19 protein-coding genes and 1 other RNA gene are annotated in these 26,680 nt (G+C 53.1%); 15 read left to right on the top strand and 5 right to left on the bottom strand.

Going from position 1 to position 26,680, the window contains the following annotated elements:
- Positions 1-19: 19 nt before the first annotated feature.
- The 10 genes from BG55_RS07605 to BG55_RS07655 all read left to right on the top strand — a co-directional run bounded on the left by BG55_RS07605 (position 20) and on the right by BG55_RS07655 (position 10,150).
- Positions 20-1,236, top strand: a protein-coding gene (locus BG55_RS07605; RefSeq protein WP_152542550.1) for an IS3 family transposase whose coding sequence is annotated in 2 segments (ribosomal slippage) — positions 20-364 and positions 367-1,236 — 1,215 coding nt in all. Because the reading frame shifts where the segments join, the coding sequence is not laid out codon by codon here.
- Positions 1,237-1,560: 324 nt separating this feature from the next.
- Positions 1,561-1,905, top strand: a complete 345-nt coding sequence (locus tag BG55_RS23210) for a hypothetical protein (RefSeq protein WP_235192735.1) — start codon at positions 1,561-1,563, stop codon at positions 1,903-1,905.
- A 577-nt stretch (positions 1,906-2,482) separates the two neighbouring features.
- Positions 2,483-2,704 carry a hypothetical protein gene (locus BG55_RS07620; RefSeq protein WP_034936135.1) on the top strand — a complete coding sequence of 74 codons (222 nt, stop codon included), beginning with the start codon at positions 2,483-2,485 and terminating at the stop codon, positions 2,702-2,704.
- A 224-nt stretch (positions 2,705-2,928) separates the two neighbouring features.
- On the top strand, positions 2,929-3,912 hold the full coding sequence (gene btuC / locus BG55_RS07625) for a vitamin B12 ABC transporter permease BtuC (RefSeq protein ID WP_152542692.1): 984 nt from the start codon (positions 2,929-2,931) through the stop codon (positions 3,910-3,912).
- 94 nt (positions 3,913-4,006) lie between these two features.
- A complete protein-coding gene (locus BG55_RS07630) occupies positions 4,007-4,501 on the top strand; it encodes a glutathione peroxidase (RefSeq protein ID WP_235192737.1) in 495 nt (164 codons plus the stop codon).
- The gene (btuD, locus tag BG55_RS07635) at positions 4,502-5,278 is read left to right on the top strand and encodes a vitamin B12 ABC transporter ATP-binding protein BtuD (RefSeq protein ID WP_052018744.1); all 777 of its coding nucleotides are present in this window, start codon (positions 4,502-4,504) and stop codon (positions 5,276-5,278) included.
- A 33-nt stretch (positions 5,279-5,311) separates the two neighbouring features.
- Positions 5,312-5,770: an NlpC/P60 family protein gene (locus BG55_RS07640; RefSeq protein WP_034936139.1), complete on the top strand. Its 459-nt coding sequence runs from the start codon at positions 5,312-5,314 to the stop codon at positions 5,768-5,770.
- Positions 5,771-6,140: 370 nt separating this feature from the next.
- Positions 6,141-6,896, top strand: coding sequence for an EAL domain-containing protein (locus BG55_RS07645; RefSeq protein WP_034936142.1), 756 nt, complete (start codon positions 6,141-6,143; stop codon positions 6,894-6,896).
- An 88-nt stretch (positions 6,897-6,984) separates the two neighbouring features.
- A complete protein-coding gene (locus tag BG55_RS07650; protein WP_034936145.1) occupies positions 6,985-8,424 on the top strand; it encodes a protein adenylyltransferase SelO in 1,440 nt (479 codons plus the stop codon).
- A 130-nt stretch (positions 8,425-8,554) separates the two neighbouring features.
- Entirely contained in the window at positions 8,555-10,150 is a 1,596-nt protein-coding gene (locus BG55_RS07655) for a sensor domain-containing diguanylate cyclase (RefSeq protein ID WP_034936147.1), read from the top strand.
- Between the two features lie 4 nt (positions 10,151-10,154).
- On the opposite strand, the gene BG55_RS07660 is transcribed toward BG55_RS07655, so the two are convergent.
- Positions 10,155-11,936 (bottom strand): EAL domain-containing protein, encoded by a 1,782-nt coding sequence (locus tag BG55_RS07660; protein ID WP_034936150.1) that lies wholly within the window; start codon positions 11,934-11,936, stop codon positions 10,155-10,157.
- Between the two features lie 339 nt (positions 11,937-12,275).
- On the opposite strand from BG55_RS07660, the gene BG55_RS07665 reads away from it, so the two are divergent.
- The 4 genes from BG55_RS07665 (at position 12,276) to BG55_RS07680 (ending at position 19,808) form a co-directional block, all read left to right on the top strand.
- Positions 12,276-13,670, top strand: a complete 1,395-nt coding sequence (locus tag BG55_RS07665) for a methyl-accepting chemotaxis protein (protein WP_034936151.1) — start codon at positions 12,276-12,278, stop codon at positions 13,668-13,670.
- A gap of 997 nt (positions 13,671-14,667) precedes the next feature.
- Positions 14,668-16,779: a sensor domain-containing phosphodiesterase gene (locus BG55_RS07670; RefSeq protein WP_034936305.1), complete on the top strand. Its 2,112-nt coding sequence runs from the start codon at positions 14,668-14,670 to the stop codon at positions 16,777-16,779.
- 27 nt (positions 16,780-16,806) lie between these two features.
- Complete coding sequence (locus BG55_RS07675) at positions 16,807-18,021, top strand: MFS transporter (RefSeq protein WP_034936153.1); 1,215 nt, start codon at positions 16,807-16,809, stop codon at positions 18,019-18,021.
- A 242-nt stretch (positions 18,022-18,263) separates the two neighbouring features.
- Positions 18,264-19,808, top strand: a complete 1,545-nt coding sequence (locus BG55_RS07680; RefSeq protein WP_034936155.1) for a methyl-accepting chemotaxis protein — start codon at positions 18,264-18,266, stop codon at positions 19,806-19,808.
- 125 nt (positions 19,809-19,933) lie between these two features.
- Here BG55_RS07680 and BG55_RS07685 read toward each other — a convergent pair whose 3' ends face one another.
- Entirely contained in the window at positions 19,934-20,980 is a 1,047-nt protein-coding gene (locus BG55_RS07685) for a 3-deoxy-7-phosphoheptulonate synthase (protein ID WP_034936157.1), read from the bottom strand.
- A gap of 166 nt (positions 20,981-21,146) precedes the next feature.
- A complete protein-coding gene (gene ppsR / locus BG55_RS07690) occupies positions 21,147-21,980 on the bottom strand; it encodes a posphoenolpyruvate synthetase regulatory kinase/phosphorylase PpsR (RefSeq protein ID WP_034936159.1) in 834 nt (277 codons plus the stop codon).
- Between the two features lie 461 nt (positions 21,981-22,441).
- Between ppsR and ppsA the strand changes: the two genes are divergently transcribed.
- Positions 22,442-24,817, top strand: a complete 2,376-nt coding sequence (gene ppsA, locus BG55_RS07695) for a phosphoenolpyruvate synthase (RefSeq protein WP_034936160.1) — start codon at positions 22,442-22,444, stop codon at positions 24,815-24,817.
- 269 nt (positions 24,818-25,086) lie between these two features.
- On the opposite strand, the gene rprA is transcribed toward ppsA, so the two are convergent.
- An RNA gene (gene rprA, locus BG55_RS21815) (antisense sRNA RprA) lies at positions 25,087-25,187 on the bottom strand.
- A 260-nt stretch (positions 25,188-25,447) separates the two neighbouring features.
- A complete protein-coding gene (gene ydiK / locus BG55_RS07700) occupies positions 25,448-26,563 on the bottom strand; it encodes an AI-2E family transporter YdiK (RefSeq protein WP_034936163.1) in 1,116 nt (371 codons plus the stop codon).
- Between the last annotated feature and the right edge of the window lie 117 nt (positions 26,564-26,680).

The raw sequence follows: 26,680 nt of genomic DNA on the forward strand, positions 1-26,680 counted from the left end.
CGATTCTGAGGAGAATGTGATGAAGCAATATGTTAAACGTACACAACGCGACTACTCTCTGTCCTTTAAACTGGCCGTCGTTGAGCAGGTTGAAAAAGGTGAGATGACTTATCGTCAGGCTCAGGAGCGCTACGGTATCCAGGGGTGCTCCACCGTTCTGAAGTGGCTGCGTAAATATGGCCAGCTGGACTGGCACTCTTCAAAGCAGCGCAGCGCACGTGGAGGACTCATGAAAAAATCCCTTCCCCTTACGCCTGAACAACGAATCAAAGAGCTTGAGCAGCAGCTGGCTGAATCCGAAGTGAAGGCGCAGTTCTTTGAGGCCGTCGTGAAGGTCATGAACACTGAGTTCGGTGCCACGCTGACAAAAAAGCAGTTAGCTTCGTTATCGCGCAGGCAAAAACACCCGGACTGACCATCGTCAGGGTCTGCCGGTTTTTAAAAATAAGCCGTCAGGCCTGGTATCAGGGGTGTCAGCGCGTGCAACGTAAGTCAGAGCAGGCCTGCCGCATTACTGAGGAAGTGAAAAACCTCAGGATGCAGCAACCGCGCCTGGGCACGCGCAAGCTGCACCATATCCTTAACTGTCGGGATGCACCTGAACTGCATATCGGGCGGGACAGCCTGTTTACCGTACTCCGGGAGGCCGGGCTGCGGGTACGTCCGGCCAGGGCTTATCATAAAACAACCCACAGCCATCATCGCTTTTATAAGCATCCAAACCTGCTGAAAGACGGGCCGGGGCGGACCGTCATCTCCGGCCCGGAGCAGGTTTGGGTGGCGGACATTACCTGGCTTCCGGTCAGAACCGGCACGGCTTACGTGAGCCTGGTAACCGACGCATTCTCACGGAAAATAGTGGGTTACCATGTGCATGAAAGTCTTCATACAGAGCACGTGGTGAAGGCGCTACAGATGGCACTGAAAAACCGGCATGGCAGGACACCGCTGATCCATCACTCCGATCGCGGCATACAGTACTGCTCAGCGATGTACCAGTCGGTGCATGAAAGACACGGGCTAATCTGCTCAATGACGGATGGGTATGACTGTTATCAGAACGCCATTGCGGAGAGGGTCAACGGAATACTGAAAAACGAGCTGCTGATAACGCGCCCGGCAGACATCGTTCAGGCAGAAATAATGGTGGCGGAGTCGGTAAGAATCTACAATAGCCAGCGACCGCATCTGTCGCTGAAATATAAAACGCCAGATGCAGTACATCAGGCGTTTTGAGGGCGTAAAGTGTCAACCTATGCCAGGACTAGTCACTGCTGTGGCGGCTTCTGGTGAGCTGAATCCCGTCACAATATTCCCGCCGTTCATCATAAATCTGTAGCGAAGGTGTAAGAGTAAAACCTGTGTAGCCTGCCCGAAGGGCAAATCAGGATTCAGGTGTGGCAGGGATGAGGGATAAAATTGCCGGTAAACTGAGTGCTGGTGCGGTATACAGTTGTGCCGGAAATTGCTGCAAAATGTTGCATTGAATATTTAATTGCAGGACCAGTGAGCTTCAATGCCAGCTGCTTTGAAAAATGGATTAATTAATAAGGGAATATGATGATTAGTGCAGAAAAGCTTGCCGATGAAATGGTTGATGCCATCCACCATGACAGTGATTTCTTTCGTGGTTTCCTGAAGGGGTTTGTGACACTCCCGGTAGATTTTTACTATTTGGGTAGGGATTACACAGACAACAGGACGGTCAATTTCTCTGACAAGGAACGCATGGTAAGAATGATTAAAAATGGCATGGCATCAAGGCAAAATCTTCAGAAAATTCTTCGCCTTTTCCTGGACAACTTCTTTCGGCATGTGGATGCAAAAAAAGTAAGAGAGCTCTCTTCAAAGGGGGCAGGCGGTTTTTTTGGGAAAAATGGCTTTCAATCAGATAGCCACCGGTAATATGGGCTATGTTTTCTCATCCAGACTGATACCACGAATTGTTACTGGTGCTACAGTTGGCGGTATTCTCTCGATTGGGGCTGCAATGTCTCGTTCAGTTTATGTTTCCAGAGATCTTCAGAGCCGAAATCATAATGCTTACAATACTCTCAGGCGATTGGGTGATCTCGATCTTCTGTACTTTATGGTTGCAGATAAAACCAGACCTTTCGAGGATGCTGCCGCGCTGTGGTTTACCGATCGCAACAAATTTCACCAGACATGCTGTTATTTTTTCGAGAAAGTATAAATATGAAAACCTTTTTACTGGCCATACTTTCACGCCTTATACAGGGTATTGGAATTGGTATATGTGGACTGTCATTAATTTATATGGGCTGGTTCGTGTTTTTTTCGTACAGCCCTTACAAATATTACCTGGCAGGGTTTATGGTCCTGGGGTTAATACTGGGTTACTACGTTTTCAAATTTGCTGTGCGAAAAATCTACGATGAAAGTCCTGATGACTGGTAGTGACTATTATAAATAAAAACGTCGGCTAAAGGGTTTTATCCTGCGATTTGCAAAGGAATTGAAAATGAACTCTGTAAAATCCTCGCTAGCCCGATTGGCCAGGTTTGTTGGCTGGGGAATCTCTCATCTTGTTGAAGTGACTATCACCGTGCTGTGCTCAGTTGCTGCTTTACTGTCCCTGTTTATGTTTGAAAGCGGTTGGTTAAAAGTCACCGGATTCGTGGGATCTTTTGTTATTGGTTATGTGATCTCATATGTTTTTGGCAGGCTGCGGGGTGAACGGTAAGGCGCAAAAAAGAGTTTGAAGAAGAAAGCCCTGGCGAAAGGGCTTGATTGTCGAAGTGTGGTCACTGAGTGGACATCTTTATTAAAATATGTACTACTATCATAACATTAACCGCACAAAGTCAGGTCGCTGATGCGGCCTTTTTCATTGTCTGAAACAGCATATTCAGGATGCCTGCGCAGGAGTCAGACTATTAGCGTATTCGTATACCGGACAATTTCATCGTGACGCCGTTTTCCCGCCAGAAGGAACAGACCCGCAGAAAGCAGCAATTCTGGCTGGCTGGCCTGGCGCTGTTTGTGCTGCTGATGGTGGCAGTCAGTCTCAGCGCGGGTGACCGCTGGTTGACCCCGACCGACTGGTTCAGTGAAAACGGCAGACTGTTTGTCTGGCAGCTACGTCTGCCGCGAACGTTGGCCGTGCTGCTGGTGGGAGCATCGCTTGCGGTTACCGGAGCAGTGATGCAGGCGCTGTTTGAAAATCCCCTTGCCGAACCCGGCCTGTTAGGGGTATCGAACGGGGCGGGCGTCGGGCTGGTACTGAGTATTTTCGCCGGCGTTGAGATACTCTGGCAACTCAGCCTGTTCGCTATCGGGGGCGCTTTGCTGGTGACGCTGATTTTGCTGCACATTTCGCAAATGCAGCGCTCAAACAGTCGATTATTGCTGGCCGGCATTGCGCTGGGGATTATCTGTAGTGCCATTGTTACCTGGGTGGTCTGTCTCAGCACGGAGCAGGATCTGCGGCAACTGATGTACTGGATGATGGGCAGTTTTTCGGGTATTGACTGGCGTTATCGCTGGCTGATGCTCGGCGCGCTGCCGGTATTGCTCTGGCTGTGCTCGCGCTGGCGGGTATTGGATCTGATTGCTCTGGGGGAAATCCCCGCCCGTCAACTGGGTTTGCGATTGCTGCTATGGCGAAATCTTCTGGTGCTGGCAACCGGTTGGCTGATCGGCGTCAGCGTGGCGCTGGCGGGGGCCATCGGTTTTGTGGGGCTGGTTATCCCGCATATCCTGCGTCTGAATGGCATTAACAATCATCAAATGCTGTTACCATGCTGTGCGCTGGCCGGTGGCGTGGTACTGCTGGCGGCGGATGTGGTTGCGCGCGTGGCGATAGCCTCAGCAGAACTGCCCGTCGGGCTGGTCACGGCGACAGCAGGCGCACCGGTATTTATCTGGCTACTGCTACGCAACCGCACCTGATTATCAGGCGGTTGCTTTCTCTTTACTGAAACAGGAAAACGTGATGACTATTTTCGACACAAAACTGATTACGCTTGATGGGTAAAATACCTCGCTGGCGCAATGGCAGGGCGAAGTATTGCTGGTGGTCAATGTGGCATCAAAGTGTGGTCTCACCCCGCAATATAAGCAGTTGGAACAGCTACACAGCCGCCTGCACAGCCAGGGATTCTCGGTGCTGGGCTTTCCCTGCAATGCGTTTCTGGGGCAGGAGCCGGGCTCCGAAGAAGAGATAAAAACGTTTTGTGCCACCACTTACGGCGTGACTTTTCCGATGTTCAGTAAGATTGAGGTTAACGGGCCTCAACGCCATCCTTTGTACCAGCAGTTGGTGGCCGCGCAGCCAGAGGCTGTCGCGCCGGAAGGAAGCGGTTTCCTGCAACGGATGGTGAGTAAGGGGCGCGAACCGAAAGAGCCAGGTGATATTTTATGGAATTTTGAAAAATTCCTGATAGGCCGTGATGGTAGCGTGTTACAGCGATTCTCTCCGGATATGGAACCAGAGCATCCTTTGCTGACCGACAGCATCAGGCAGGCGCTGGAAAAATAAATGCTGCTGGAGTGTAAGGGCGTTGCCGTAGCGCAACGCCTTTCGCCTTTCAGTGTCAGCGTGGCGCAGGGCGAACTTATCCATCTGCTTGGCCCCAATGGCGCGGGCAAAAGTACTTTGCTGGCCTGTCTGTCTGGTCTGACACCGACCCGCGGAGAGGTGCTGTTTAACGACATTCCGATAACGCGCTACTCTGCCAGCAGGCTGGCGCGGCATCGTGGCTGGCTTGTCCAACAGCACATGCCGCCAGGTAACATGCCCGTCTGGCATTATCTCAATATGCATCTGGTTGGTGACAGGCCCGCGGATGAACAGACGGTAATGGCTGTCTGTGATATTTTTCTGCTGTCTGACAAACTTACCCGTCCGTTACATCAGCTCTCAGGCGGCGAATGGCAGAGGGTACGACTGGTTGCGGTATGCATCCAGACCGCTCAGCCGGAAGGCCAGCTGCTGTTACTTGACGAGCCGCTTACCGGGTTAGATCTGGCCCGGCAGAGCGCTTTTGATCGCTATCTGGCCCGGCGGGTGGCTGACGGGCTGACGGTCATCATGAGCAGCCATGATATCAATCACAGCCTGCACTATGCTCATCGGGTGTGGCTGCTGGGAAACGGGGAGTTGCGCCATCAGGGCGCTGCTGCTGAGGTGCTACAGGCAGAGAATGTCAGCGAGATATACGGTATCCCTTTTCGCCGCCTCAACACGGCAGGCCAGCCCTTTCTGACAACATTACCTGAAGATTCCGCTAATCTTGCCTGCCAGACCCATTTATGAGTAGAGTAGTCGCATCTTCTGAGGGTATCGCATATGCGTTACTGGCTTCTGTTGATCATTGTTGTTCTTGCTGGTTGCAGCAGCCATGCCCCTCCGCCAAATGGTCGTCTCGCTGATTCTATTACCGTCATTGCCCAACTCAACGATCAGCTTGGCCAGTGGCAGGGAACACCATACCGCTATGGTGGCATCGGAAGGGGAGGAATTGACTGTTCTGGCTTTGTTTATATTACGTTTCGCGATCGTTTTGCGTTGCAACTACCCCGGACCACCTCAGCGCAAACCGATATTGGTACACGTATCTCCAGGGATGAGCTGTTACCCGGCGATCTGGTTTTCTTTAAAACCGGTCGGGGTGAGAATGGATTGCACGTAGGCATTTATGATACTGATAACCAGTTCATTCATGCATCCACCAGTCAGGGAGTCATTCGTTCTTCGCTGGATAATGTTTACTGGAAAAAAGTATTCTGGCAGGCACGACGCATTTAATGGCGGCATATTTAGCGCGTTAATTATTTTATGTTCATTTATCACCCATTTGATTTATGAAAAGATAATAAGTTATGGCTGCGTTTTAACTCGGAGACAGGCAACAAATGACGTCAATTTGTATCTGAAAGCAACCTTATGTCATATTTTTGTAAAGGTTGTTTAAAGTAAAAGTCCGGACGGTAGCTAATTCCATCAGCCCGGCTTAATTGTTAAGCATCTTTTATTCAGGAGTTGTGGTAGCTTAGCTTTTTGCTGGAAGTTTTATCCTTTCTGCACAGGCATTCTGAACGCGTGATAAGGCTACCCGAAGGGCTGTTATCAGTTTGTTCAGGCTGCATAAATTGCCACTCGTTTACGGCTAAATAAAATGAAAGTCCATCTGGAAGCGGATTATAAAAGTTACACCACTTTCTCCCCGACCTACAGTTTCGGCGGTCAGCTGATCTCGGTTGGGGTGCTGACCCATTTCATGCACACCAGCGCTAATGTGGCCATCCCGCAGGATTTGCTGTTGCCGCAGTTAAATCAGACACAGCGGATAACTTTGTTGCAAACCCAGCTGAATATTATCGAAAAGCATGCTGATTTCTTTCTCCGGCATGATGTAAAAGTGGCGCTGAAAGCAGATGAAATTCTTGCTGTCGCCATTCTGGAAAATGAATTTGTAACCCGAAGGCTGGCTGCACTGAAATGGATCGAAATTGAAATTAATGAAAATTTTCCAGACCTCAAACAGGGTAAAGATAATCCCTGTTTATTCGCGCTGAGCCAGCTATTTGACTTAAGTCTGGAGAATTACGGCGCGGGTAAATCCCCCTCAAAAGCGATTTATGACAATCTCTTCACTTCAATTAAACTGGATAAAGGTTTTGTTCAACACAATATTAAAAGACTGTCTTTTAAACCCTTTATCACGGCCTTGCTGGAGCATATTCGACCTCACTGCCAGAGCGTGATTGTGCAGGGTATCGAAGACCCGTCCCTGTTTAAAGAAGTCAGCCATTTTGATTTCCACGGCATTCAAAGTTCTCTTTTTGCTCCGGTCAGTGAAGAGGCGCTTTATTCCCTGATTGCGCCTCCTGCAGAATTATCAGGTCTGCGGCCCTTAATAACCCCTTGTTAAGTCGGTGTTAACTCCGGGCACAGAAGGCTACACTGACAGTGAGGCGGCCCGGAATACCGCAATGCTTAACCCAGAGGGCACATTAATAATGCGATTTAATAATACCTGGCACAATGAGCTGACAGGTTTTTATACGGCTGTGCAGCCAACACCCCTGAAAAATCCCCGTCTGCTTTATCACAGCCAGTCTCTGGCGCATGAACTTCAGCTGGATGAAAATGCATTCGGTGAACAGTCAGGACTGATATGGAGCGGTGCCACTCTGCTGGAAGGGATGCAGCCGCTGGCCCAGGTCTACAGCGGTCATCAGTTTGGTGTCTGGGCCGGCCAGCTGGGCGATGGCCGCGGGCTGTTGCTGGGCGAGCAGCAAACAGACGATGGCCGCAAGCTGGACTGGCATCTTAAAGGGGCGGGGCTGACACCGTATTCACGCATGGGCGATGGTCGGGCAGTGCTGCGTTCCACCGTGCGTGAATTCCTCGCCTGTGAAGCGATGCATGCCCTCGGTGTGCCCACCTCCCGTGCGCTGACCATTGTCACCAGCGACGAACCGGTTAATCGCGAAACGACCGAACGGGGTGCCATGCTGTTACGGGTGGCAGAAAGTCATGTCCGGTTTGGTCATTTTGAACATTTCTTTTATGCCCGGCAGCCAGAAAAAGTCCGTCAGCTGGCTGATTATGTTATTCGCCATCACTGGCCACAATGGCAGCAGGAACCACAGCGATATCAGCTGTGGTTCAGCGATGTGGTCCGTCGTACCGCCCGACTGATCGCCCACTGGCAAAGCATTGGTTTTGCACATGGCGTGATGAATACTGACAATATGTCGATCCTCGGATTAACGCTGGACTATGGTCCTTATGGTTTTCTCGACGGCTATCAGCCGGACTTCATCTGTAATCATTCCGATTATCAGGGGCGCTATAGCTTTGCTAATCAGCCGGTTGTCGGGCTATGGAATCTGAATCGTCTGGCGCATTCACTGTCAGGACTGCTGGACAGCACACAGCTGAGTCAGTCGCTGGCAGAATATGAGCCAGAACTGATGCGGGCCTGGGGAGAGCGGATGAGATCAAAACTGGGACTGCTGAGTCGTGAACCGGAAGACAATGACATTCTCACCGGGCTGCTGACCCTGATGAGCAATGAAGGCAGCGATTATACGCTGACGTTCCGCAAACTGAGCGATACAGAACAACAGCAGTCGCGTTCTCCACTGCGGGATGAGTTTATCGACCGCGAAGCCTTTGACCGCTGGTATAACATTTATCGTCAGCGCCTGTTACAGGAACAGCGGAGCGATGCTGAACGACAGCAGCAAATGAAGCGGGCAAACCCCTCCATCGTATTGCGAAATTATCTCGCGCAGCAGGTGATTGAACGCGCTGAACAGGACGATACGCAGTTGCTTACCAGGCTGCACCAGGCGCTGAGTCAGCCCTTTGCTGACCATCCAGAACATGCTGATTTTCTGGGGCGTCCACCGGAATGGGCCAGAACACTGGAAATCAGTTGTTCCAGCTGATTCCGTCGTCATATGCGCAGGATGGTCCGGCGAATCGTCTGATGGCGATACAAACAGTTATTTTATTTACGATTGTTTTAATCCTGTAACTGTTACACTCAAAAGACATCTTACTTGCGGGCAGCCAAACATGTTTCGTACCAAGCCTCGCCTGAGGACGTTACTTACCTCACTCTCAGCAGGTGGCGTTATCCTGACCTCAGGATTGTTGCTGAGCGCATTGCTGATCTTTCAGAAAGCGAATATTGAAGACAGCCTGCTGGAGAGCAACATTGCCTATGCCCGCAAGCTGGCGGATACCACCGATCGTTATCTCATCACCGCTCAGCGGGAACTGGCCTGGAGCGCCAGCCAGATAACCCAACTGAACAACACGCAGCTGCTGCGGCAGGAAACCGAGCGTCTGCGGCTGCAATCAGGTTTCTTTAACACGGTAGTGGTGGTAAACACCGACGCGGTGGTCGCTGCCACGTCGCCGGAGAGCCTGAATCTGGTCGGGGTGAAACTTCAGTCCGATGCAAGTCGTCGTGCCATTGCCACCAAAAAACCATTTATATCATCACCTTTTGTCTCAGCATCTGGCAATTATGTGGTGTCTCTGTCTCAGCCGGTCTTTTCTACTGATGGTCATTACATCGGCTACATTGGCGGCACCATCTTCCTGAAAAAACAGAGCATGCTCAGTGATATTATCAGCCAGCATTTTTACCCGACGGGCTCAACAATCAGTATCGTCAGCAATGAGGGTCTGGTCATTTTCAGTCATGACCGGGCGAGGGTAGGGCAACATATGTTGCTCAGCCCCGCACTCCAGCGACAGCTGGCGGTGACGGAAAGCGGGCATTTTACCTCACAGGAAGCGGGCAGAAATTATCTCACTGGCTATGCCAGTATGCATAAGACCGACTGGAATATTTTCATATCGGGAACATCGCAGACCGTCAGAGGCATTATGTGGCGCACTGCCGGAAATGTGATGTGGTTTATTGTTGCCATTATCACCCTGATTGCCGCCATCATGGCTTTCCTGGCGACGCGGATTTCTTCTCCGCTGGAGAGGCTGGCAGGTATGGTGCGGGAAGGCGGGAGTGATGCCACGCCGGAATCGCTTGCTTCGGTCAATGCCTGGTATCATGAAGCCGATCGCCTGAAAGAGGCGGTGCAGGTGAACAGACGGGCGGTGGCTGGCCGGGTGGCTGCGTTGAATGACGAGGCGATGACCGATCCGCTAACCGGCCTGCACAACCGCCGGGGATTCAGCATGCTGGCGGCCGAACTGGGTGACGATCCGGAGCAGTGCATCATTGCCATTGATATTGACCATTTCAAAAAAATTAATGACTGGTACGGTCACGAAGGTGGTGACGAAGTGCTGGTCAGTCTGGCTTCTCTGCTGCGTCAGGCGTGTCGTGGCGGCGACGTGGTCAGTCGGTTTGGCGGGGAAGAATTCATTGTGATGTTGCCCTGTACCGAACCGGATACCGCTGCCTGCATGGCAGAACGGATCCGCCGGATGGTCAGTTCTGCGGCATTTCCCTTTGTCGGTCACATGACTATTTCGTTGGGTGTGGCAGCACTGCGCGACTGTGGTGACAGAGAAATGCTGTTGCGTCGGGCGGATGAGGCACTGTATGCGGCAAAAGGTGCCGGACGAAATCAGGTTGTGGTCTTTCGGTCCGGTGATTTTATCCCTTACGCAGCGAGCGAGGATGCCGATATCAGCTGAACACTCAACACAATCCACGGAATTTCCACTGTAACCAGCTGTCCAATTCCTGCTCGGGCAGCGGTTTGGAATAAAAGTATCCCTGCGCCTGATCGCAGCCATACTCGGCCAGTACAGTCACAATTTCTTCGTTTTCCACGCCCTCAGCCAGTACGGTGTAGTCGAGTTCTTTAAGCATGGAAATAATGCTGCGGGCGATAACACGCGAGGCGGTATCAGAAGAAAGTCCACTGATAAGCGAGCGATCGAGTTTAATCACATCCAGCGGCATGCGCCTGAGATAGCTAATGTTGCTGTAACCCGTACCGAAATCATCCAGTGAGATGCCAAATCCTCTGAGCTTGAGCATTTCCATGCCGCGCAGGGCTGCCGGGCTTTCAATCAGCCGTTCCGTTTCCAGACACTCAATGCCCAGTAATGAGGTAGGCAACTGCGCCTTGATCATTTTATCTTCAAGCTGATCGGCGAAATTCTCGCGGGCGAAATCAGTGCCGCTGACGTTAATGGTGACCGGTAGCTGAATGCAGTGATTGCGTAATCGCGTCAGCCGTCTGATCACCCGGTCAGTAACCCAGGATGTCATGGCGCTGAGCAGATCAGTCTGTTCAGCCAGCGGAACAAACATTGCGGGTGATAATTCACCCCGCTGCGGATGCCGCCAGCGGATCAGGGCTTCCAGCCCAACCGGTCGGCCGGTGTGCAGGCAAATTTTGGGCTGGTAAGCCAGATAAAGTCCCAAATCATTGCGCAGAGCGCTGGCCAGGTCGTTCATTAACATAAAGTCCTGGGTGGTGGTCTCATCACTGCCCTGACTGAAGCGAAAAGCGGGTATATCAAGACGGATCGCTTCATGCAGTGCACTGACCGTCCGACGCAGTATTTCCTGTGGCGCTACCTCACCGGTAATAAAGTTTTCTTCACCGGTATGCGTGGTCAGCGCCACCGTCAGTCCCTCACCCAGGTCGGCGCTGATACCTTCCAGCCGTCCGGCTACCCAGTTTGCGTCAATGTGACTTTCCTGACGGGTGAGCAGGGCGAAACGCCCGGTCGCCACGGTATAAAGCGCGTCATCCCCCGCTGGCTTCAGGCGCAGAGGCAGCAAAATAGCCATATCTTTTAACAGGCTCTCTACCGGTCCCATCCCCATTGAGCGGGCCAGTTCGTAAGCGCGCGGCATATCAATGCAGTCAATCAGCAACAGGCGGCGTGGCGTGTTGTCACCGGTTGACGCCAGATAATGCAAATCACGGATAAGGCGCTGACGGTTGGGCAGGCCGGTTACCGGATCGGCAAATCCGGCGGAATACCAGGCTTGCAGAAAAGACATCACCAGCGCGGCCAGCAGTTTCAGTGTGGCAATCTGCTCGTCAGTGAAGGTGTGGGGTTGCGTATCAGTGACGCAGAATGTGCCCAGAATGACGTTTTCGCAGTTTTTTAATGGTACGCCCGCGTAAAAACGGATGAAGGGTGCGCCGGTAATAAAAGGATGATCCGCAAAGCGGACGTCAAGCAGGGTATCAGACACCACCACCGCATTATCACTGTCCACCACGTAACGGCAGAGAGAATCGTGGCGGGAGGACTGCTTGAGCGCAAAATTACAGGCGGCACGAATGTACTGATGTTCATCATCAAGAACGGAGATAAAACTGCCGGGAATACCCAGCGCGTGACTGGCGAGCAGGGCAAATCTCCTGAGCACGTCATCCCGGCTTTCGTCGGAAGTGCGCAGTGCATGAAGCGCCAGTACGCGGCGAGCAACATCGCCGGTGAGATGATTAAGCATGTGTGTCCTCCGCACCGGCATGTTTCCGGAGCGAAACTAAAAAAAATTAATATACAGTGAGGGGGCACCGTAAAATGCGATTTCTGCGACAGGTAAAAACGATTAATGTATTGGTATGTCCGATACAGTAGGCTTTTCCTGACCCTTTGTCATGTTTATTTTGCCTCGACCAAATATTTACGTTCTGACGATATATTAATTTAATCGTGCACCGGTTTCTTTTTTTTAATTGCCTGCCAGAATAAGCGCAACTAAATACCGCTCAACGTCATCTCTCTGTAATTAGAGAAATGATTGTTCGGTTTATTATTTTTATAATAACAACTTCAGGATCATCTCATGAATTTACTGCGACATTTCACTATCCGCCGGGTAGTCCTCTGGATAATGATTATTTCCTTCACTGTTATTGCGCTGGCAGGAGGCTACAGCTCGCTGGTTCTGCGTGATATGTACCGGCACAGTGACCGCACCGAAGTGCTGGCACAACAGCTGGCTTTTCTTACTCATGCCGACCTTGTCAGACAGAGTGGCAGCGCGGAGGAAAAGAGTGCCCTGGCGACACAGGTCCCGTCGGACGCTGACTGGAGTAATTACCGTAATGTGCTGGGTGCAGCAGAAGCGGTCTATACCTCAGCCGCACGTGAGCGGTTAATAACCCTGCAAAGAGAGCTGGCGCACGACGATTTTGATGTCGGCGCTGAACGCCATCGTCTTGATACCATATTTATTACTGCCTTGCTGGCGGCGGCGGTGCTGCTGATTTTTTGTGACCGTTATCTGGTGGTGCATCTGGTACGGCCGGTCGGGAAGATCCGCGCCCACTTCAGGGTGATTGCCAGCGGTGACCTGACCCGGGAGCCTGAAGATCTGGGACGTAACTGTGTCGGACAACTGGTGCCGCTGGTCAGAGAGATGCAGCACAGCCTGCTGGATACCGTGCAGGCTATTCGCGACAATGCCGTGGTGTTGAACAAAGAAGCAAATGGCATAGCTGCCGGGAATGCCGATCTTTCCGACCGTACCGCGACGCAGGCGGCGGCGCTTGAGCAGACCGCAGCCAGCATGGAGGAGCTGACCGCAACGGTCAGTCATAACGCCGGTAATGCCCGCGATGCACGGGAACTGGCGGGACAGACGGCCGACAGCACCCATAAAGGGGAACAGCTGGTCAGAACCGTGGCGTCAGCGATGAACGGCATTGCCGAAGGTTCAGAAAAAATCCGCCAGTTTACCGCCACCATTAATGGCATTGCGTTTCAGACTAACATTCTGGCGCTGAACGCGGCAGTGGAAGCGGCGCGTGCCGGGGACCAGGGGCGAGGCTTCGCCGTGGTAGCCAGCGAAGTTCGTTCACTGGCGCAGCGCAGCGCCACCGCAGCGAAAGAAATTGAGCAACTGATTGCGGATACGGTGTTACGGGTTGATCACGGGCGCAGCGCGGCAGACAGCGCGGGGGCCATCATGGATGAAGTACTGCGCGGCGTGGGCGGCGTAAACGAGCTGATTGGGCAGATTGCGCTTGCCTCAGAAGAGCAGAGCAAAGGGATATCGATGATTACGCTGGCAGTAGCTGAGCTGGATCGTGTGACCCAGCAGAATGCCTCGCTGGTACAGGAAGTGTCGGCGTCCGCAGGCAGCCTGAGCGGCCAGACCGAAGCCCTTGGCAGCGTAATCCGCCGCTTTACCCTGCCGGATAATGCGCTGCTGCCACATCCTGCCAACACCCTCTAGTCACTGCTTAACCCCTTCAGATAATTTGCGCAGGGTGACTCCCGGTCATCCGCGCATCCTGCTCCGCTGCACAACCGCTGTTTTATCGCAAACGCGTCCTGATGCCTGTGAAAAGGTACGTCACAGGGCGCATATCGCCTTGCCTGCAATGAAAAAAGCGACAGCAGATAAGCCGGTAGTTATCATTTAGTCAGAATTATCCTCTTATTATTTGAGATATGATGCAGCTGACAGCTAAACAAAAGATTACGGGCTTTTGCACCATCAGCATTTAAATCAGAATACTCACTTAAGTGATAAATTAATAATGCAGGTGAAGTTTGCCAGTTTGATTTAATTACCGGATATTTCTTTTTCACGCAAAAATTTATTCAGTGAAAATTTGACAGACAGAAAACCCGACAAATTATCTTCGTGCAGATTAACCGGGTGTCACTATAACGACATTAATTGATTGCTGATGCCTGTGCTGACGAAATTTTTATCCGGCATTAAAGTTCATTTATGTCAGGACGATAATTTGGCAACGGAGCAGCGGACGAAGAAATTATCATTGATAAGCATTCATTACCTGCGGTGGGTTAATCACGGCAGGTGAGAATGCGACATGTTGCTGATTTTGCAGGGTTCACAGCTGAGAATGGCGGGCTCTTAACGCGGCGTCATCCTTTCTTCGCGGCGTTAAGAATGCTCCGGAAATCACCCATCAGGCTGCTCTGACAGCATGAAGGGGTGGCATCAGACCGGATGCAATGCCAGGCTTCACGGGCTCATAAGCGACGGCCTGTCGCATACCGGCATACGGGCAGGCCGTTCTGATGGCAGCGGACCTGCGCGAAATTCGCATCTGGTCTCTTCTGACTGAATCTGTCGCCCTGATGGTTGTGGTGTGCCAGTCCACAGTAAATTCAGAATGCAGAGGGGACAGACTCTGAAAAAAATAATTCACGACGCCGTCGAAGCGGCACGGCTCCAGGCGCTTGCCCAGTATCAACTGATGGATACGCCATCAGCAGAGGCATTTGATCGCCTGACCACTCTGGCCGCGCGCCTCTTTCGCGTGCCGGTTGCTTTCATCTCACTGATTGATGATGAGCGACAGTTTTTTAAATCCCGTTACGGCCTGGATATTACCGGTACGGCCCGCAGCGTGGCGTTCTGCCACCACACCCTGGAACAGGATGGTCTGCTGTGTGTGCCGGACGCGCTTGCCGATCCCCGTTTCAGTGACAGCCCACTGGTGCTCGGCTATCCCCATATTCGCTTTTATGCCGGGGTTCCGCTCAACACCCCTGATGGCTATCGTATTGGCACCGTGTGCCTGACTGACAACAAACCCCGTCCCCCGTTGACGGAGTCAGATAAACAGCATCTTCTTGATATTGCGGCGCTGGTGATGGATCGCATGGAGGTTCATCGTCATGAACTGCTGCGTCATGCCAGCCAGCAGCGTCTGGCAGCAATTTCTGCCACCTCGCCGGATGCCATCATCTGTACCGACCTGCAACGCGGTATCACTTTCTGGAACCCGGCAGCCTGCGCCATGTTTGGTTATGAGGTGCAGGAGATGCTGGGACAATATGTTGCGGGTCTGGTGCCGGAACGTTGTCAGGCCGATTACCGCAATGAACTGGATCGTCTGATGCACGAGGATGACGCTATTTCGCATCCGCGCACCTTGCAGATTTGGGGCCTGCGCCGCAACGGCGAACAGTTTCCGGCTGAAATCTCCTTTTCCGGCTGGCATGAAGGCGAAAGCAGGCTGGTAGGCATGATTATCCGGGATGTCAGTGCCCGCCATGAAAGCGAAACGCGCCTGTGCGAACTGGCTTCGCTGGATATGCTGACCCGGCTGGCCAGCCGGGGCGCGTTTATGTTGCAGCTTGGTCAACTCACCGAGGCAGGCGTGCCCTATACCCTGCTGATGACCGATCTTGATGGCTTCAAAGAGGTCAATGATACCCTTGGTCATGCAGCGGGTGATGCGCTGTTATGCCACGTTGCCACGCAGATCCGGACGGTATGTGCCAATGCGGTTACCGCCGCACGTCTGGGCGGAGATGAATTTATTATTCTGTTGCCCTGTGGCACCGCTCATGCGGCGGAGACGGCTGAAAAACTGGTCGCTGCCGTGCAGAAACCTTTTAATTATCATGACACGCCGGTCAAAGTGGGCGCGAGTGCGGGCATTGCCGGATTTCCGGAACATGGACAGGATGCCTCTGCGGTGATGTCGGCTGCCGATCTTGCACTGTATCGCGCCAAGGCAGAAGGCAAGGGCAGGAGCATCCTGTTTGAACATGCATTTCGCGAAGCCGCGCTGCGAAGCAGGCGCTTTGAACGTGAGCTGGAGAGGGCGGTCAGCGAGCAGCAATTTGTGCTGCATTACCAGCCCCGCTACAGCGCAACAGATGGCCGACTGACCGGCTGTGAAGCGTTGGTACGCTGGCAACACCCGGCGCGAGGTCTGCTGTTGCCCTCGGAATTCATTGAAATGCTGGTGAAAAGCCCGCTTTCGGTGGTACTGGGTGAATGGATTGTTCGCACGGCGGTCGCGCAAATCCGCCAGTGGCAACAGTTTTATCCCTCGCTGCGCGTCAGTATCAATCTTTTCCCCCGGCAGCTGGCGGCAGCCGGGCTGGAGCGCGTGCTGCGTGACAGTGCCGGCGGTGACGCCAGCTTTGTCGATCTGGAGGTGGATGAACCGCTGCTGACAAAAGTGGCCCGCGAGCATCCTGACAGCCTGGAAGCGGTAAAAATTACCGGTGCAAACTTTATCATCGACCACTACGGGCGCACCCTTGGCTCGATAAATCTGTTATGCAACGGAATAGTTTCCGGCCTGAAAATTGATAAATCACTGACCGGCCAGCTCAATGCCAGTACCCGCACCCGGATGATGTTCCGCGCCGTTGCCTCACTGGGGAAAAGTCTGGGTATCAGTGTCGCGGTGGAGGGTGTGGAAGAGGAGTCACAGCACAACTTTGTTAACACCCTGCAATGTGACATTGTGCAGGGGAACGGTTTGTGTCGACCGCTGACCGTCGCTGATTTTGAAGCCAATTTGCGGGAAGGTTACACCACACGTTATATCGCCAGTAACCCCTGACCTTCCTCTGTTGCGTAAGGAGATAACATGCCGCTTCGCTCACTTCAGGCGCTGTGCCTGGTGAATTTTTTTCTGGCTGATGTTCGTGACGGACTGGGGCCATTCCTCGGGATTTTCCTGACGGAGCACCACTGGAAACCCGACGATATTGGTTTCATCATGACCGCTGGCGGCCTGGCGGGACTGGCCGCCACACTCCCTGCCGGGGTGCTTACCGATGCCACCCGCCGCAAGCGCCTGCTGCTGTTTGTTGGCTGCCTGTTGATCACTGTCTCAACGCTGTTGTTATGGTTCTTCCCGCAACCCCTCACCGCGACGCTGTCTCAGGTGGTAACCGGGATTTCAGCGGCCTGTATTGCGCCGGTTGTCGCCGGCATCACCCTCGGTCTGACCGGTAAGGCCGGTTTCAACCGGCAGATGGGAAAAAATGAGGCATTCAATCATGCCGGTAATTTTACTGCTGCGGTGATTGCCGGTATCGCTACCTGGTACTGGGGGACCGGCGCAGTATTTATTCTGATGACCACCATGGCATTATTCACCGCTTTCAGCGTGCTGCTGATTCGCGATCGGGATATCGACAACCGGGTGGCCAGAGGAGAGGGGAGCGCAGTATCCCCGGCCCCGGTGCTGCCATTTAAAACCTTGTGCCAGCATTCTGCACTGATGGTGGTTGGGCTGACGTTGCTGCTGTTTCATCTGGGCAATGCGGCGTTGCTACCGATGCTCAGCATGCGAGCCGCAGCGCTGGAACCGCACAGCGCGGTCCCCCCAGGGGTTTACGCTGCCGCCACGGTGGTGATTTCGCAATGTGTGATGATCCCGGTTGCGCTGCTGACGTCGGCCCGGGCAGATAAATATGGCTACCGGCCGCTGATTATGCTGGCGCTGTTGGTACTGCCGGTTCGCGCGGCCATTGCCGCCAGTTCAGCAGCACCGCTGACGCTGCTGCCTGTCCAGGTGCTGGACGGGGTGGCTGCCGGGATACTGGGGGTGGCCATTCCTGGTTATATTGTGCAGCTGTTAAACGGCAGCGGGCATACCAACGCAGGCCAGGCGTTTATCATGTTATTACAGGGCGCGGGGGCGGCATTCAGCCCGGCGCTGACGGGGATTATCACCACCCGCTACTCCTGGAGCGCGGCGTTTGCCACCCTGGGTGGTATCGCCATACTGGCGCTCTGCCTGTGGTGGCTGGCTGGCCGACTGCATCTGTTGCCTTCCCACACCGCTGAGGATTAAGCCTCTCCATTACCTTGCCGCAGGCTGGCTTACAAGCAATACGGCCAGCCTGCCATTACCTCTGAATTTCACTGTCTGCAAATAAATCGGATATTTATTAATTAGTTATCTGTAATGGTCCCCCTCAACCAGTGAGCTGTCTCACAGCGCAGAAAAAATAAACGCCCCGTTGTTAATTATTCCTTATCTGTCTTCTGCTGCTGCCGATACTGATCCTGCATACTCATTTACAGGGATCACCAATGAAAATTTCAACACGCCTGACCATCGGTTTTGGTTTGCTTATCATGCTGTTTATCATCTGTACCCTGGTTTCCCTTAAGTCATTTTCTGATGCGCGCAGGGGGATGGAAGATGCGCTGAATGTGAAAATGAAGAAATACCAGCTGGTGCTCAATATGCGTGGCGGGCTGAGAGATATGTCAGTGGTGGTGAGAAATATTGCCCTGTTGTCGGATGTCAAAGGGATGCAACAGGAATGGCAGCGCCTTACCGCCATGAAAGCACAGTATATTCACAACCGTGAGTCGCTGGCGGAAATGATGCAATCCGAACAGGATGAGTCAGGTCGTGCTGCTTTCTCAAAAGTGTTACAAAACGAGCAGAATGTGCTGGCGGTGATGGACCAGGCTGCACAGCTTGGCCTGCAAAACCGCCAGAAAGAGGCGACCGATTTTCTGATGAATACGGTCAGGCCCGTGCAGCGCGTGTTGCTGGACGAGATTGATGCAATGACGACGCTACAGATGGAGAACAGTCGCGCGGCGCTGGAAAATAACAGCCAGTCAATTGGCCGCTCATCGCTGGTGCTGATTATTCTGGCGGCTTTTTCGGTGCTGCTGTCGGTTGCCACCGGCTATCTGATTGTACGACAGCTGATGCGCCAGTTGGGTGGGGAGCCCGCGCAGGCTCAGGCGCTGGCGGCGGCCATTGCCGATGGCGATCTTACGCTCACGCTTGCACTACGAAAAAACGACCGGAGCAGCCTGTTAGCTTCTCTGGCGGCGATGCAGAATCGCCTGCGTGAGCTGGTGGTGCAAATCAAAGATACCTCATCTAACGTGGCGCTGGCCGCCGACGAGATTGCGCAGGGCAATACAGAACTTTCATCCCGTACAGAGCAACAGGCCGCGGCCCTGCAGGAAACGGCGGCCAGTATGGAACAGCTGACGGCAACGGTAAAAAGTAATACCGCAGGTGCGCACGAAACCGCAGGAACGGCCCGTGAAACCGCTACCCTGGCCCGTGCCGGGGAAGCTGACGTACAGCGGATGTCTGAAACCATGCATGACATTTCACACAGTGCTAAAAAAATTCGTGACATTACCGGCGTTATCGAAAGCATCGCTTTTCAGACCAATATTCTGGCTTTGAATGCGGCGGTGGAAGCAGCACGGGCGGGTGAAGGTGGTCGCGGCTTCGCCGTGGTGGCAGGGGAGGTCAGAACGCTGGCCCAGCGCAGCGCCACGGCGGCGAAAGAGATCAAGGCCCTGATTGAACATACGGTGGATCAGGTAGGCAATGGCGTGACGGTAGCCAGTGGCACCTGCCAGAGTATTCTCTCCGTGGTGGGCATGGTCGGTGAACTGGCTGATGCGATGGATGAGATCTCACTGGCCTCTTCTGAGCAGATGCAGGGAATATCTCAGGTCAGCATCGCGGTCAGCCAGATGGATGGCGTCACCCAGAACAATGCGGCGCTGGTTGAGGAGTCCTCTTCAGCATCACAGTCTTTGTCGGAGCAGGCACACGCGTTGCGGGGTGTGGTGGCAACCTTCAGGGTCTAGCGCCTGGCGGTCCGGGAGGGATAAAGGAACAGGCCAGCCGTTGCAACCGCATCCCTCTGAGGATTGCTGTGGCAACGGGCGGCATCATTTGCCGCGTTGGCCTGCTGTTTCAGCGTCCTGCGTCATCAGCCTCGTGCGGCAACCGCATCAGCCAGCAGATCCAACACGGCTTCGCTCTCTTCCCAGCCCAGGCAGGGGTCGGTGATCGACTGACCGTAAGTCAGAGGTTTTCCGGCCTCCACTTTCTGCGTGCCTTCCTGCAGGAAACTCTCAATCATCACCCCGGCGATGGCTCGTGAACCTTCGCGGATTTGCTGTGCAACAGCGCGCGCAACCTCTTTTTGCAACTGATGCTGTTTCAGGCAGTTGCCATGACTGAAGTCGATGACCAGTTTTTCCGGCAGCCTGAACTGGCGCAGGCAGTCTGTTGCATCGGCGATATCCTGCGGATGATAGTTGGGCTGTTTACCGCCGCGCATAATCACATGGCCGGACGGATTACCGCTGGTCTGATAAATGGTCATCTGACCATGTTTATCCGGCGACAAAAAAAGATGGCTGACGCGGGATGCCCGGATGGCATCCACGGCAATCTGAATGTTGCCATCCGTGCCGTTTTTAAAGCCCACCGGGCAGGAGAGCGCGGAAGCCATTTCACGGTGGATTTGGCTTTCAGTGGTGCGCGCCCCGATGGCTCCCCAACTGATCAGATCGGCGATAAACTGACCCACCACCATATCAAGAAACTCAGTCGCGGTAGGCATCCCCAGCGCATTGATCTCCAGCAACAGTTGTCGTGCCGTCGCCAGCCCCTCATTCACGCGGAAGGTGCCGTCAAGGCAGGGATCGGAAATCAGACCTTTCCAGCCCACGACGGTACGGGGCTTCTCAAAGTAGGTGCGCATGACGATTTCCAGCCGCGACTGGTGTTTTTCCCGCATCGCCTGCAATCTGCCCGCATACTCCAGGGCAGCCTGGGGATCATGCAGGGAACAGGGGCCGATGATCACCAGCAAACGTTTATCTTCACCTGAAAGAATTCGGGCAATACGCTGGCGGGAATCGGTAACATTGCGTGCGATTTGCGCGGTGATGGGGTAGCGCTGTGACAGTTCATCGGGCGTAACCAGACTGGCGATGCGCGCGGTCCGCAGTTCATCTGTTTTGTTCATTCTTCGCTCTGAAATGGATTTCTTCGCAGCGGCAGGAGTACCGGGAAGTGATGGCTCACCATAAACTAATCAGCGGTGATTTCAAACGGAAACCATTCGCTGTGTCAGCGGATATAACAAACAGAGGGCAAAATACAGCGCAATAACGCTGCCGCTGATGACGGTTTCAGTACATTTTGCGGGTCAGGCCCATAATGTCGAGAATTTTGGTGGCTATCTCTTCCACCGAATAGTTGGTGCTGTTCAGATAGCGTATCTGGTGAGTGCGGAACAGGGCTTCGACTTCCCCGACCTCCAGACGACACTGCCTCAGCGAAGCGTAGCGGGTATTTTCTGCCCGCTCCTGGCGGATAGCGGAGAGCCGTTCCGGATCGATAGTCAGACCAAAAAGTTTGTGCTGAAAAGGTTTCAGGGCAGGTGGCAGTTTAAGATTATCCATATCGTCAGCGATAAACGGATAGTTGGCGGCCCGGATACCAAACTGCATGGCCAGATAGAGGCTGGTAGGCGTTTTGCCGCAGCGCGACACGCCCAGCAGGATGACCTGAGAGGCTTCCAGTCCTCTTAATGAGATGCCATCGTCATGTGCCAGCGTGTAATCGATAGCCGCGATACGCGCATCATATTTCCCCAGGTTACCGGCGGTCAGACCATGAGTACGATTGGCTACCGGCGCAGGTTCAATCCCCAACTCCTGCTGCAGGGGGGCCACCAGGGACTGTACGATATCCTGACAGAAACCGTCACTTTGCAGAATGATGTCACGGATCTCAGGCATAACAATCGAAAAAAAGACCAGGGGACGAATGCCACTCTGCTGATAAAGGGCATTGATCTGCGCCCTGACCGCCTGCGCACGCTGCACATTCTCGACAAAGGGTAAGGTGACGCTGTTGATGCTGACCGGAAACTGCGACAGCACCGCATGTCCCAGCACTTCAGCAGTGATTGCCGTTCCGTCTGAGATATAAAAAACACTTCTCTCGCTGTTTATGTCCATTTTTGTCTCCGGTCAGGCTGTGGCTGACACTGATATTAACGTCATAATGACCAAACCGGGTCACAGTATAGGGTAATGAACGGAATATTTATTTATCAGCGCTGTTTTTTCTTTTTACTGAAACTAATTATCTCCTGTTGTTAAAAATGAAATATCGTTTCCGGAAAGTATTGATAAAAACAGGTATGAAGCGGAAAAACATTCTAATCAGGCATTATTCCCGCGTCTGCTGGCCTGTGGCACAGATAAAAAATCATAAAATCACATAACATTGAAATATAAGGATTTATATTATTATTTTGCGCGTGCGTCAGGGCAGTGGCAGGCGGAGTTTTCTTAAAAGTGTTTTTTTCACCCGCTTGATCGATTCAACAGTTTTATTCATCAGCCTGGATGTGCCAGGCTCAACGAGCGTCAGTTTATTCGCATATTGCTAATTAAATTTGAAAAGGATTGAATTCATGTCCAGTAAAGGTGACCTGCCGCTTGTGCTTTGGTATGACCAGCTCGGTATGAACGATGTTGATCGGGTGGGAGGCAAAAATGCGTCTCTGGGTGAAATGATCACAAACCTCTCCTCGCTTGGTGTTGACGTTCCCAATGGTTTTGCCACGACTTCAGCGGCATTTAATCAGTTCCTCGACCAGAGCGGCGTCAATCAGCGTATCCATGATTTGCTGGATAACACGGATATTGATGATGTTGACCAACTGGCGAAAGCCGGCAAACAGATTCGCCAGTGGATTGTGGATACCCCTTTCCAGCCGGAGCTGGAGCAGGCCATTCGCGGCGCGTATCAACAGCTCTCCTCAGACGATCCTGACGCTTCTTTTGCCGTGCGCTCCTCAGCCACAGCAGAAGATATGCCCGATGCGTCCTTTGCCGGACAGCAGGAAACCTTTCTTAACGTGCAGGGCTTTGATGCCGTGCTGGTAGCAGTAAAACACGTGTTCGCCTCTCTGTTTAATGACCGGGCTATTTCATATCGGGTGCATCAGGGCTATGACCATCGTGGCGTGGCGTTATCGGCTGGTGTGCAACGGATGGTGCGTTCCGACGTCGGCGCAGCCGGGGTGATGTTTACCATCGACACAGAATCCGGTTTTGATCAGGTGGTGTTTATCACTGCCGCTTACGGTCTGGGCGAAATGGTGGTTCAGGGCGCGGTCAATCCGGATGAGTTTTACGTCCACAAGCCTACCCTTGCCTCAGGACGACCGGCAATCGTACGCCGTAATATGGGTTCAAAAAAGATTCGGATGGTCTATGCCGATTCCCGGCAGCATGGTGAGCAGGTCACGACAGAAGAGGTTCCGGAAGCGGAACGTGACCGCTTCTGTCTGAGTGATAAAGAGGTCGAAGCCCTGGCGGCACAGGCCATGCAGATTGAAAAGCATTACCAGCGCCCGATGGATATCGAGTGGGCAAAAGACGGTCATACCGGCAAGCTTTATATCGTGCAGGCGCGTCCGGAAACGGTTCGTTCTAACGGCCAGGTGATGGAGCGCTACACGCTTCAGGGACAGGGCAAAGTGGTGGTGGAAGGTCGGGCCATCGGCCATCGGATTGGTGCCGGTACGGTGAAGGTCATTCATGATATCAGTGAAATGAACCGCATCGAAAAAGGCGACGTGCTGGTCACCGATATGACCGATCCCGACTGGGAGCCGATCATGAAGAAAGCCGCAGCCATCGTTACCAATCGCGGTGGGCGAACCTGCCATGCGGCTATCATTGCCCGTGAGCTGGGGATCCCGGCGGTGGTGGGCTGCGGTGATGCTACCTCACGGATTCAGGAAGGACATAAGGTGACCGTCTCCTGTGCCGAAGGCGATACCGGCTACGTCTATGACGACCTGCTGGATTTTGAGGTGAAAAGCTCGCAGGTTGATGAGATGCCCGGCCTGCCGCTGAAAATCATGATGAATGTCGGGAATCCGGACCGTGCATTTGATTTCGCCTGCTTACCCAATGAAGGTGTTGGTTTAGCCCGGCTGGAATTTATCATCAACCGGATGATCGGCGTGCATCCCAGGGCACTGCTGGAGTTCGACAAGCAGACGCCAGAATTGCAGCAACAAATCCGCGCCCTGATGAAAGGCTTTGACGACCCAGTCGAATTTTATATTGCGCGTCTCACCGAGGGGATTGCCACCCTGGGCGCGGCCTTTGCGCCAAAGCGGGTGATAGTGCGTCTCTCCGATTTCAAAACCAATGAGTACGCCAATCTGGTGGGCGGCGAGCATTATGAGCCTGAAGAAGAAAACCCGATGCTGGGCTTCCGGGGTGCCGGGCGGTACGTGGCTGACAGTTTCCGCGACTGCTTTGCTCTGGAATGCGCCGCTGTGAAGCGTGTGCGTAACGACATGGGGCTGACGAATGTTGAAATTATGGTGCCCTTTGTTCGCACGGTCGCCCAGGCAAAAGCCGTGGTGGATGAGCTGGCGGCTCAGGGCCTGAAACGCGGTGAGAACGGGCTTAAGCTGATTATGATGTGTGAGATCCCTTCGAATGCGCTGCTGGCAGATCAGTTCCTGCAATACTTTGACGGTTTTTCTATCGGCTCCAATGATATGACGCAACTGACTCTTGGGCTGGACCGTGATTCCGGCGTGGTATCGGAACTGTTTGATGAGCGCAATGATGCGGTGAAAGCACTGTTATCAATGGCGATTAAAGCGGCAAAAAAACAGGGCAAGTATGTGGGAATTTGTGGTCAGGGGCCGTCCGATCACCAGGACTTTGCGGCATGGTTGATGGAGGAGGGCATCGACAGTCTGTCTCTTAATCCGGACACCGTGGTGCAAACCTGGCTGAGTCTGGCAGATATGCCTTAAAGGTCCATGTCAGATAATTAACAAAGTCCTGCCATCTGAATCAAACCCCAAAAGCTGGAAGGTCAGCGGTTGGGGTTTTTTACTTCAGGCTGTAACAGCAACCTGCCATTCTGATTGCCGGATGCATCTCCTGTGCCGTCAGTACAGGATTAAAGCCTCTTGCCTGCCTGCTTGATATAAAACGACGATGCGCGACGACCACAGTCTGAAACCCTGAGCATCAATAAAATGGCTTCAGATCAGATTATCTCGATTTTTCTGAATAATAAGCAAAAAAAAGCCCATCACATGGGATGGGCAAAGACTACACACAGCAATTCTTTACTATATCAGGGGGAAAACGTTGTTTATAAATCAGCACATTGGCTGTAAACATGTGGGTTTATACTATTCAGCGAGGCAGACTGAGTCATTAAGAATCCTCTTATTAGTTTAAGCGCGATAATATTTTGTCGGGCAAATAATCAGGGGTAACGAACGCAGGTGGATAAAAAGTAGCCGGATGTGACATAAAAGAAGCGTTCAGAGGAAAATCAGCTTTTTTCTGGTAAAAAATACTTAACAAAATTAGGAAAAAACTGATCAAGGGTGCCGAAGTTGCGGCCAGTCAGGCCAGCCGCATGGCGAATCTTACTGGCGGTGTTCCGACTCAAAGTCGGCCAGCTCTTCCACAACCTGATGGGGATCCTCTCCCGGTGGCGGCGTTTCATGTATCCAGACAAAAATCAGTCGATACGAGACGGCCAGCACCACCGGTCCGATAAACAGCCCAATCATCCCAAAGGCAACCAGCCCTCCGATGACCCCTGACAGGATCAGGATCAAGGGCAGGTCGGCCCCCATACGAATAAGCATCGGGCGCAACACATTATCCAGAGTGCCTACCACGCAGCTCCATACCACCAGCACGGTGCCCCAGGTGGTGTCACCACTCCAGTAAAGCCAGATAATCGCCGGGATCAGCACCACCAGGGGACCCAACTGTACCAGGCAGGAAAAAATCATTACTACGGTCAGCACAGCGGCATAGGGAATGCCACAGATCGCCAGCCCAATGCCGCCCAGCACCCCCTGTACCAGCGCCGTGACCACCACACCCAGCGCCACCGCACGAATCGCCTGACCAGCCAGCAGTACCGCAGCATCTCCCCGGCGTGACGCCAGGCGGTAGGCAAAATGGCGGATCCCCTGGCCCACCTGTTCGCCACGCCAGAAAAGTAACACGCTGAACAGCAGCATCAGCGCCAGATGCATCATAAAGCGACCAAAGTGCCCGGCCTGAGCAAACAGAAAGCCACTGGTTCTGCCCAGATAGGGCTGCACGCTGGCTAGCAGCGCACTGCCACCGCCCAGGGCCAGTTTGTGATAGAAGGAAGAGAGCTTTTTACCCACCAGCGGAATGCTTCTCAGCCAGTCCAGTTCTGGCAGTTCCAGGTGCCTTGAGGTAAGCCATGCTACTACCGGGCCGCTGTTTTCAATCAGACTGTTAACCAGCAACGAAACCGGAATAATAAACAGCAGCAGCAGGATAAAGGTCATCGCCACTACCGCCAGCGAACGCCGCCCCCACAACCATCCCTGAATTCTGATCATCAACGGCCAGGTGGCAATCACCACCATGCTCGCCCAGGCGAAGCCAAGCACGAAAGGCTGGACCACCCAGAAAGATGCGACGATCAGCAGCGTGATAAACAGCAGGGAAAAGACGATTTGCAGCAGATCCCATTCATTATGAACATTCTTCATGTAGCAACATTAACCTCAGATAAAAAGCGTAAAGCGGGTGGTCAGGTACGGAAAAAAGAATGAATGACCCGGCATCCTGAGCATGGTGTATTAAACGCATTTTCAACAGAAACGGCA

This window comes from Erwinia mallotivora (assembly GCF_000590885.1).
Lineage (GTDB): Bacteria > Pseudomonadota > Gammaproteobacteria > Enterobacterales > Enterobacteriaceae > Erwinia > Erwinia mallotivora.

Excerpts from the sequence above, each read along its gene's own strand:
- BG55_RS07685 (WP_034936157.1), bottom strand. The coding sequence starts at position 20,980 with ATGAACAAAACAGATGAACTGCGGACCGCGCGCATCGCCAGTCTGGTT.
- BG55_RS07680 (WP_034936155.1), top strand. The coding sequence starts at position 18,264 with ATGAAAATTTCAACACGCCTGACCATCGGTTTTGGTTTGCTTATCATG.
- ydiK (WP_034936163.1), bottom strand. The coding sequence starts at position 26,563 with ATGAAGAATGTTCATAATGAATGGGATCTGCTGCAAATCGTCTTTTCC.
- BG55_RS07670 (WP_034936305.1), top strand. The coding sequence starts at position 14,668 with ATGGATACGCCATCAGCAGAGGCATTTGATCGCCTGACCACTCTGGCC.
- ppsR (WP_034936159.1), bottom strand. The coding sequence starts at position 21,980 with ATGGACATAAACAGCGAGAGAAGTGTTTTTTATATCTCAGACGGAACG.
- BG55_RS07620 (WP_034936135.1), top strand. The coding sequence starts at position 2,483 with ATGAACTCTGTAAAATCCTCGCTAGCCCGATTGGCCAGGTTTGTTGGC.
- BG55_RS07650 (WP_034936145.1), top strand. The coding sequence starts at position 6,985 with ATGCGATTTAATAATACCTGGCACAATGAGCTGACAGGTTTTTATACG.
- BG55_RS07675 (WP_034936153.1), top strand. The coding sequence starts at position 16,807 with ATGCCGCTTCGCTCACTTCAGGCGCTGTGCCTGGTGAATTTTTTTCTG.
- ppsA (WP_034936160.1), top strand. The coding sequence starts at position 22,442 with ATGTCCAGTAAAGGTGACCTGCCGCTTGTGCTTTGGTATGACCAGCTC.
- BG55_RS07665 (WP_034936151.1), top strand. The coding sequence starts at position 12,276 with ATGAATTTACTGCGACATTTCACTATCCGCCGGGTAGTCCTCTGGATA.
- btuD (WP_052018744.1), top strand. The coding sequence starts at position 4,502 with ATGCTGCTGGAGTGTAAGGGCGTTGCCGTAGCGCAACGCCTTTCGCCT.
- BG55_RS07655 (WP_034936147.1), top strand. The coding sequence starts at position 8,555 with ATGTTTCGTACCAAGCCTCGCCTGAGGACGTTACTTACCTCACTCTCA.
- BG55_RS23210 (WP_235192735.1), top strand. The coding sequence starts at position 1,561 with ATGATTAGTGCAGAAAAGCTTGCCGATGAAATGGTTGATGCCATCCAC.
- BG55_RS07660 (WP_034936150.1), bottom strand. The coding sequence starts at position 11,936 with ATGCTTAATCATCTCACCGGCGATGTTGCTCGCCGCGTACTGGCGCTT.
- BG55_RS07640 (WP_034936139.1), top strand. The coding sequence starts at position 5,312 with ATGCGTTACTGGCTTCTGTTGATCATTGTTGTTCTTGCTGGTTGCAGC.
- BG55_RS07645 (WP_034936142.1), top strand. The coding sequence starts at position 6,141 with ATGAAAGTCCATCTGGAAGCGGATTATAAAAGTTACACCACTTTCTCC.